The organism is Pseudoalteromonas sp. 20-MNA-CIBAN-0454 (assembly GCF_040308685.1).
Taxonomy (GTDB): domain Bacteria; phylum Pseudomonadota; class Gammaproteobacteria; order Enterobacterales; family Alteromonadaceae; genus Pseudoalteromonas; species Pseudoalteromonas nigrifaciens.
This window is the reverse complement of record NZ_JBEOOB010000058.1, coordinates 1-8643: the sequence shown is the minus strand read 5'-3', so window position 1 is coordinate 8643 and position 8643 is coordinate 1. Positions and strand designations below refer to the sequence as shown.

Here is an 8643-nt window from a genome sequence, read left to right as displayed (position 1 = left end):
TAGTGAAACGAAACAGCGCCGATGATAGTGTAGCATTTGCTATGTGAAAGTAGGACATTGCCAGGCTCCAAATTGTAAAAAGCCCGATTAGAAATAGTCGGGCTTTTTTACGTCTGCAGGAAAGTGAGGTTCGTACAATTAATGCCCACTCATCCAACACCTAACACGTAAGTCGGGCGAGCGTAGCGATACCCAATACTCAAATCATAAAAACATCACCACTAGCCAATGAATGTGGTGCATTTGCACTGTGATTTTCCACCGCTGTGGGCACTTACGACATTCTACTGCGTTGTCGCTACGAAGTAGCGCGCCGACCCCAAATTGTAGAAAGCCCGAATTTAACGATTCGGGCTTTTTTACGTCTGCAGAAAAGTGAAATGGCTTTATGAAGAAAGTTGCTTTGCGAGTATGTTTGTTGTGTTTCTAAACAGTTGTTCTAATTGCTTTTTGCCGCTGAGATTTAAATTTTTAATAAGTTGCTCATCGGTATGGTGTTGTAAAACTGTTTGAATTAAAAGTTGCTGCTGATTGGCTGCTATCCTAGTAATTATAACAGGATTTTGGCTAATTAAACGCCAGAGAGTGGGTGAAATAGTAAAGCGGTTACTGCTGAGTTGCTGTGTAAATAACCTTAACGTATCAGAAGCTATTACCTCATCATTAAATGAGCGCAGTAATGTGCTAACCAGTTGCCATTCTAATGACTTAAAGTGGCTTAATAGGCCATAAAACAGCTCGTATTGAAACTGTTTAATCAGTGACTGTAAACTTTGTTGTGGTGCATTAAGAGATTTAACAACTAAAGTTGCGTGCTCAGCAGTGCTTTTGTCGCGTTGGTAACCTAATTTAACAGCATTAAAGCCTAGGCTTTGCCAAAATTTTAGCAATTGTGCAGTGGCACCAAAACTAGCACCAAACCAAGTACATTGTTCTTTTACTTGTGACTCGCTATAGCTCAGTAATGCTTTTCCTAGGCCACAATTATGTGAGCTTGGATCAATTGCAATACGGACAACTCGCGCACTTAAATGAGTTAAAAAATCACTGTTAAAGCTCAGTTGTGCAAGTGTTTGCGCCATTAAATGCCCTTGTGGGCGGCGCTCACCACTTATAACTTGCTCAGTAAGTTCTTCACTTAAACCGCCTTCTATCGCGATTAAGCATACACCCACTAATTGCTTGTCTATTTTGCTGATAAATATGCGTTGCGATGGCGCATCTAACAACTGGCGTAAATCATTCACACTACTTTGATAATGAGCAAGTGCAAGTAAAGCAACGACTTGGCACAATAGTGCTTCATCAGTTACGAGTTGTTGCTGAGTTACTTCACTATGCTTAGGAATCTGCGATTTATTGCTATTAGTCTCTTGATACTGTGCATCAAGTGCTAATAAACTACGAATATGCTGCTCAAGTGGATCTTGCTTAGCAAAGCGCAATGGCTCATCAAGAGTAATTACTTTAGAAGCTTTGTAGTGGTTTTTAATATATTGACTAAAGCGAATTGTATAGCCTCTACCATTGCCTTCATAACCTACTAAGGTGCTTGCAAATACAATACGAGGATAATGCGCTAACATGCTTAATAACATAGGCACTGGGATAGCAGCAGCTTCATCTACTAAGAGTACGTCACACTCGGGAAGCTCATTTAACAGAGCGTCTGGCGCAATATATTGCATGTTAGCAAGCTGTTTTTGTAATGGATCGTAATTAACATTTAGCTGTGCAGCTAAGTGTTTAAAGCTGCTGTGTGTTGCTCTAAATTGAGTGGCGCAAATAATTACATTTTTATCAGCTAATTTTGCGGCTGCTAGGCCTAATGCGGCTGACTTTCCTCGGCCTCTATCTGCATTGATCAGTAGCGGTCTATTGGCGCGACCATGAGCTACTTTTACTATTTGTGCTACGCAGTTTTTCTGCGGTTCAAAATCAATATTACTGTGCAGGACATAGTTATAATTATTATTGATGCAGCCAAATTCTTCACTGTAATGCAAGGCCGGTAAGCTTTTAATAATAGAGCTGAAACGCTGATTGAATAAACTATATTGATTGCTGTGGCCATGAGACTGGACACTTTTTAATGCGGGATCTTGCCAGTTATTTAGGTTACCCAGCTCAGGAAGTAATACAAACAATACTCCGCCAGCTCTAACTGTACCAGCAATTGCGGCCAACTTATCGGGGTATAAGCCACTAAAGCCATCGTAAATGGCGTGGGTAAATTCTTGTCCTAATATTTGGTGAATGTGTGCAGGCCATTGAGCATTTTTAAGTGCACAATGTTTAGATAGAGTAAGTGTATTAGTATTTTGTACTAGTGAGTTTGTCAGCTCATAGCACCAATTATCATTGCCAGTAACAAGCACTAGCTGGCGGTGATGCGCGCCAGCTAATTGTTGTTCTAGTTGTATGAGTTGCTTTTTATATAGCTTGTAGTCTTGCATATGCCGTTACTAACCACTTACTACCTAAATCATCAAAGTTGACTTGTACGCGAGATTGCGCACCCGCACCTTCGTAATTAAGTACTGTACCAATACCAAATTTAGCATGCAGTACACGTTGCCCCAAGTTAAAGCCGCTATCTTCAAATGCAGCGTGACTAACTGATGCGCTAAAACGCCCTGCAGCGGGTGGTCGAGATACTTGGGTTTTAATACGAATTTCTTCAACACAGTCCTCGGGAATTTCCCGTAAAAAGCGCGATGGTGTATGGTATTTTTCTTGTCCATATAAACGACGGCTTTCGGCATGGCTAATATATAGTTTATCCATAGCGCGGGTCATACCTACATAACAAAGGCGGCGTTCTTCTTCTAAACGGCCAGACTCTTCATTACTTTGTTGAGAAGGGAACATACCTTCCTCTACGCCAACCATAAACACTAACGGAAATTCTAAACCTTTAGCTGAGTGCAATGTCATCATTTGTACGGCGTCTTCGTGCTCTTCTGCTTGTCCTTCACCAGATTCAAGCGAGGTATGCGCTAAAAAGCCTTGTAGAGGAGAGCTATATTCTTCTTCCTCAGGCAATTCGTACTGATCGCAAGCGCTAATAAGTTCTTCTAAGTTTTCTACTCGGGCACGGCCTTTTTCACCTTTTTCGGCTTGGTACATTGCCATTAACCCAGAAGTTTGAATAACGTATTTAGCTTGCTCATGTAGCGTTAGATCGCTAATTTTATCTTCAATATGCTCTACTAGTTCGACAAACTTACTCACTGCACCAGAAGCGCGGCCAGATAAATGTTGTTGCTCTACAATTGCTTTTGCTGCATACCAAAGTGGTAACGATTCGGCGCGTGCACAGTCGCGTATATGGCTTAGCGTTTTATCGCCAATACCACGAGCTGGAGTATTAATTACTCGTTCAAATGCAGCATCGTCTTGACGGTTACCTATTATGCGTAAGTACGACAGGGCGTCTTTAATTTCTTGGCGTTCGAAGAATCGCATGCCGCCATAAATACGATACTTTAGGCCTTCTTGTAGCATGGCTTCTTCGAGTACACGTGATTGCGCATTACTTCTATATAAAATAGCCGCATCTTGCAGCGCATTGCCGGCATTTAACCAACTACGCAGTTTACTACTTACAAAACGCGCTTCGTCTAACTCGTTAAATGCGGCGTAAATAGAAATAGGTTCGCCCTCGTTACCGTCGGTCCATAAGCTTTTACCCATACGCTCTGAGTTATTTTGGATCAGGGCATTTGAGGCTTTTAATATAGTGGCGGTTGAGCGATAGTTTTGCTCAAGACGAATGGTCTCTGCGCTAAAGTCAGTTAAAAAACGTTTAATATTTTCTATTTTTGCACCGCGCCAACCATAAATACTCTGATCGTCATCGCCAACAATCATAATACTATTGGAGTCGCCAGCAAGTAGCTTTAACCATGCGTATTGTATGGTGTTGGTGTCTTGAAACTCGTCTACTAACATGTGTGCAAAGCGCTGTTGATAATGGCGCAGTAGTGTAGGGTTATTTTTGAGTACTTCGTAGCTGCGCAGTAGTATTTCGGCAAAATCGACTAAGCCTGCTCTGTCGCATGCTTCTTGATACGCCGCGTACACGCGCAGCATCATTTGCTCGTTAATATCGTAGGCTTGAATATCTTTAGGGCGAAGTGCTTCATCTTTTTTAGCGCTTATGTACCAACCAAACTGTTTAGCGGGCCATTTTTTATCATCAATATTCATCGATTTTAATAAACGTTTGATCATACGTAGCTGATCGTCTGAGTCTAAAATTTGAAATGCTTCGGGTAATTTTGCTTCACGGTGGTGCGCGCGTAAAATACGGTGCGACAAACCATGGAAAGTACCAATCCACATACCACCAACCGGCGCTTTTAGCGTCTCTTCAACGCGAGTACGCATCTCTTTAGCTGCTTTATTAGTAAAGGTAACCGCAAAAATACTATACGCTGAGGCTTGCTCAACTTGCATTAGCCAAGCAATACGATGAACCAACACTCGTGTTTTACCAGACCCAGCACCTGCTAATACCAGCATGTTTTGTAGTGGGGCTGCAACGGCATCGCGTTGTTTGTCGTTTAAGCCATCGAGTAATTGTGAAACGTCCATCGTTACGCCTTTTTAATCAATAATGCGGGCAGTATAGCAGGTGTTTTTGTTAGGCTAAATAAAATACTGTTTTTATACACAGCTATTCATAAAATTATGTTCTAAACTAGTAGCTTGATAGCGAATCAAAAACGGAAAGGTTAAAAAGATATAATAAAAATTGCTAATTTGACCTCAATTTAGTAAAAATCACCACAGCGTTAAACTGATAAAAATACAACTATATGATTTGTAACATTTATTAAATTGGCATAGAGTGTGTAAGTAATTCTATAGCTAAAATATAAAAATTAAATAAACTACAGAGGTTAGTATGTCAGGACAAGGTTCAGGCGGTAACGTAATCGCAGCATTATGTAATATATTTTTCCCGGGGTTGGGGCAGCTAGTGCAAGGGCGTATTCTTGCCGCGCTTATATTCGCTATATTATTTTTTGGTGGTGCGGCATTATGGTTTTTAATTGTGCCAGGAATAATTGCCGCTATTGTATATGTTTGGGCAATTATTGATGCAGCACGTTATAGATCGTGACGTAATTAATATTAAAGCTTTATAAAATAGCGCCTTTTGGCGCTATTTTGCTTTTTAGCGTCTGCAGCTATTTACGTATATAATTGCGCAACTAACGATTTAAAAGCGATACGTATGGAATATCAATTTATTCGCGATCCAATTAGCGGATTACGCATTAAAATAAGTAGCGAGCATGCCATAATTGGCCGCTGGTTAAACGAAGAAATAGGCAAAGATAAAATAGCTATGGTGCAAGCGCTTATTGCATCGGTGAGTTCAAGCTTTGAGCCTTTAACGCTAAAGGGCCAAGAAATAGATTTAATTTTAACGAAAGACGAAGCTCTATTTGAAGCCCATGCTCTGCACCAAGACAGTGAAGATCTTATGGCTTATCAAGACGACGATTTAATGCTTGAAGAAAATGGCCTAAGCAGTGGTTGTGGTTTTGAAGATTTTATAGACCTAATAAACTCATGGCATGAGTTTACGACTTCAAGATAAACATAGTTAGCACACTAATGAAAATATACAGCAATGCACAACAAGCATTTTATCTGTATTATTACACTAATGAAAATTTAGCTAATCAAAAACGACAGGAATTGATATGTCTGCCAATTTAAACAAACTAGTAGTGATGCTAGAAATGCAAAATGCCATGAATACCAAAGTACATGACCAATGGTTTAGCCAAGGGTTTGATTGGTACAGAGCCATTTGGGTTGAGTGTGCAGAAATGCTCGATCATTACGGTTGGAAATGGTGGAAAAAACAAACGCCTGATACCGAACAAGTTATTTTAGAGTTAGTGGATATTTTTCATTTTGGCTTGTCACTCAGAATTGACGGTATCACCAGCTACGAAAAAATAGCTAAACAGCTTGAGCTAGAATTAAGCACTGCCCATCAAGCCGATGACTTTAAGCAAACACTGGAAGTATTGGCGGCATCTGCTGTCGCAGATAAAACTTTTAATGCGGCTGCTTTTGCAGGTTGTATGGCACAAATAGGTATGAATATTGACGATTTATACCGAGGTTATGTAGGTAAAAATACCTTAAACTTCTTCCGCCAAGATCATGGCTATAAAGATGGCAGTTACATTAAAGTGTGGGATGGCCAAGAAGATAACGAGCATTTAGTAGAAGTTGTTAAAAGCCTTAATACCGAACATGCAGATTTTGCAAAATTAGTGTACGAAGGCTTAGAGGCACGATATCCAACAAAATAGTTTGCGCTAAAATAATTAAATTAGCTTGCGATAGTCGGTAACATTTAAGTAATCGGCTATATCGTTATGTGGTTGTTGGCTGTCTGGGTTAGCAACCGCAAGCAAGTGTTCAATACCGTATTGGCGTGCTGCGTTGAGCACAGGAACACTATCATCAACAAAAAGCGTACGGCTTTTATTAAATCCTAAGTCACTTTGCACCTGTTGCCATAAGCTTTGCTGCTCTTTACTTACCCCATATTCATGAGTCGATACGACTCCATCTAAGTAGTTATCAATTGCAGTTTGCTCAAATTTAAGCATTACACACTCAGGGTGGGCGTTAGTAAGTAAAATTAACTCTTTACCTGCTTTTTTAAGTTCAGTTAAAAAGTACGGCACATCGTCGCGCACTTTTATTAAGTGCTTAGACTGTCGCTTTAGTTCCATAATAGGCAGGTTTAACTGTTGCTCCCAATAATCTGAGCAGTACCATTGTATTTTTCCGCTAACGGCTTGGTAGCGTTTTGAAATATCAGCTTGCGCTGCTTCAAAGCTAATATTTTTTGCTAATGCGTGCTGTTGTGGAATAACGTTAAGCCAAAAATGGCTATCGTAATGTAAATCGAGTAATGTTCCATCCATATCGAGTAAAACTGTATCGATTTTTGACCAATTTAGCATGGGCTTTTCCCTGTGAAAAGTTTATGATTAAGCACAACTGCCATGATAGCAAATTAACGCCAATGACACAGAAAAAGCACCCTATACCACCGCAAATCCTCAGTAATAAAGTTGTAGCTAAAAGTCGCTTATTTACCGTGGAATCTTTAGAACTTAAATTCTCTAATAACGAAGAACGTCAATATGAGCGAATTCGTGGCGGCGGGCGAGGTGCAGTAATGATTGTGCCGTTAACTAAAGATAACGAATTACTACTAGTGCGAGAATATTGCGCTGGTACTAACGACTATCAACTGGGTTTTCCTAAAGGGTTAATTGACCCAGGTGAAACACCAGAGCAAGCCGCTAACCGTGAACTTAAAGAAGAAGTTGGTTTTGGTGCAGATTACCTAAAACGATTAAAAGCGGTATCTATAGCGCCAAGTCATTTTAATACCACCATGCACATTATGGTCGCTAAACAATTGTATTCACAAACATTGCCCGGTGATGAGCCAGAGCCACTGGTCGTTGTTAAGTGGCCATTAACCGATTGGCGGTCATTATTAACACAAGACGATTTTACCGAAGCACGCAGTGTAGCTGCTTTATTATTATTAGATCAGTATTTAGCATCAGGAGTCATTGATGAATAAATTACTAGAGCCTTGTATATTATTGGCTGAGCGTGCTGGTGATGCCATTATGGCTATTTATAAAAATGGTGATATTGGCAAAGAGCAAAAGCTAGACAACACACCAGTTACTAAAGCTGATCTTGCTGCTAACGACGTACTTGTGGCTGGTTTAGAGGCATTAGCACCCAATATTCCTATTATGTCAGAAGAAACACCGATCCCAGCATTAGCCGATAGGCAGCATTGGCAACGTTATTGGTTACTTGATCCTATGGATGGTACCGGAGAATTTATTTTAGAAAGTGGCGACTTTGCGGTAAATATAGCACTCATTGAGAATAACCAACCTGTGCTGGGAGTTATTCATTGGCCAACAAAAGGGGTAACCTATTTTGCGAGCGCCGATAATGGGGCATTTAAGCGTAAAAATGGTAGCGATAAGCAAATATTTGTAGCCTCACCCGATAACTTAACGGTTGCAGTGAGCCGCCGCCAAAAAATTGAAGCAGTGAGCCAGTACCTTAACGCCCAATTTACTACCGTTGCTTTAGGGTCATGCTCTTTAAAGGCATGTATTGTAGCAGAAGGAAAGGCTGACTGTTTTTTAAGAATAGGCCCCACTGGTGAGTGGGATACGGGCGCATCACAAATTATAGTTGAGCAAGCTGGCGGCAGTATTACCGATGCAGAGTTTAACCCACTAACTTATAATCAGCGTGAAAGCACTGAAAATCCAGACTTCATTGTAATGGGGCACCCTGATTGGGAGTGGCAAAAAATGATTAACCCACATTAATGGGAATGCTTATAACACCACTTGCTTGCTTTTTGTTCACTTAAACAATAATAATAACTAAAGCCTTGCATTATATGTTTATTCCTATATAGTAGCGCTCTCTTCAAGGCAGGCTCGTAAATATTACGGATTTGTTTTAAAGAAATTACAGGCGCGGGATGGAGCAGTCTGGTAGCTCGTCGGGCTCATAACCCGAAGGTCGTCGGTTCAAATCCGGCTCCCG

8 protein-coding genes are annotated in these 8643 nt (G+C 40.6%); 5 read left to right on the top strand and 3 right to left on the bottom strand.

Annotated features, from left to right (window positions below):
• Window positions 1-386 precede the first annotated feature (386 nt).
• Both AAEZ22_RS17495 and uvrD read right to left on the bottom strand, forming a co-directional pair.
• The gene (locus AAEZ22_RS17495) at window positions 387-2456 is read right to left on the bottom strand and encodes a tRNA(Met) cytidine acetyltransferase TmcA domain-containing protein (RefSeq protein ID WP_208835320.1); all 2070 of its coding nucleotides are present in this window, start codon (window positions 2454-2456) and stop codon (window positions 387-389) included.
• Window positions 2434-4599 carry a DNA helicase II gene (gene uvrD, locus AAEZ22_RS17490; protein ID WP_058372303.1) on the bottom strand — a complete coding sequence of 722 codons (2166 nt, stop codon included), beginning with the start codon at window positions 4597-4599 and terminating at the stop codon, window positions 2434-2436. The genes AAEZ22_RS17495 and uvrD overlap by 23 nt, the downstream gene beginning before the upstream one ends.
• 313 nt (window positions 4600-4912) lie before the next feature.
• On the opposite strand from uvrD, the gene AAEZ22_RS17485 reads away from it, so the two are divergent.
• The 3 genes from AAEZ22_RS17485 to AAEZ22_RS17475 all read left to right on the top strand — a co-directional run bounded on the left by AAEZ22_RS17485 (window position 4913) and on the right by AAEZ22_RS17475 (window position 6344).
• Complete coding sequence (locus AAEZ22_RS17485) at window positions 4913-5131, top strand: hypothetical protein (protein ID WP_011326845.1); 219 nt, start codon at window positions 4913-4915, stop codon at window positions 5129-5131.
• A gap of 114 nt (window positions 5132-5245) precedes the next feature.
• A complete protein-coding gene (locus tag AAEZ22_RS17480) occupies window positions 5246-5614 on the top strand; it encodes a YacL family protein (protein WP_011326846.1) in 369 nt (122 codons plus the stop codon).
• Window positions 5615-5720: 106 nt separating this feature from the next.
• On the top strand, window positions 5721-6344 hold the full coding sequence (locus AAEZ22_RS17475) for a dUTP diphosphatase (protein WP_086994344.1): 624 nt from the start codon (window positions 5721-5723) through the stop codon (window positions 6342-6344).
• Between the two features lie 15 nt (window positions 6345-6359).
• Here the strand turns inward: AAEZ22_RS17475 and yrfG are convergent, their stop codons facing one another.
• Window positions 6360-7007, bottom strand: coding sequence for a GMP/IMP nucleotidase (gene yrfG, locus AAEZ22_RS17470; protein WP_011326848.1), 648 nt, complete (start codon window positions 7005-7007; stop codon window positions 6360-6362).
• A 62-nt stretch (window positions 7008-7069) separates the two neighbouring features.
• Between yrfG and nudE the strand changes: the two genes are divergently transcribed.
• Together nudE and cysQ are read left to right on the top strand one after the other, a co-directional pair.
• Window positions 7070-7642, top strand: coding sequence for an ADP compounds hydrolase NudE (nudE, locus tag AAEZ22_RS17465; RefSeq protein ID WP_011326849.1), 573 nt, complete (start codon window positions 7070-7072; stop codon window positions 7640-7642).
• Window positions 7635-8420, top strand: a complete 786-nt coding sequence (gene cysQ, locus AAEZ22_RS17460; protein WP_011326850.1) for a 3'(2'),5'-bisphosphate nucleotidase CysQ — start codon at window positions 7635-7637, stop codon at window positions 8418-8420. The genes nudE and cysQ overlap by 8 nt, the downstream gene beginning before the upstream one ends.
• The last annotated feature ends 223 nt before the right edge of the window (window positions 8421-8643 follow it).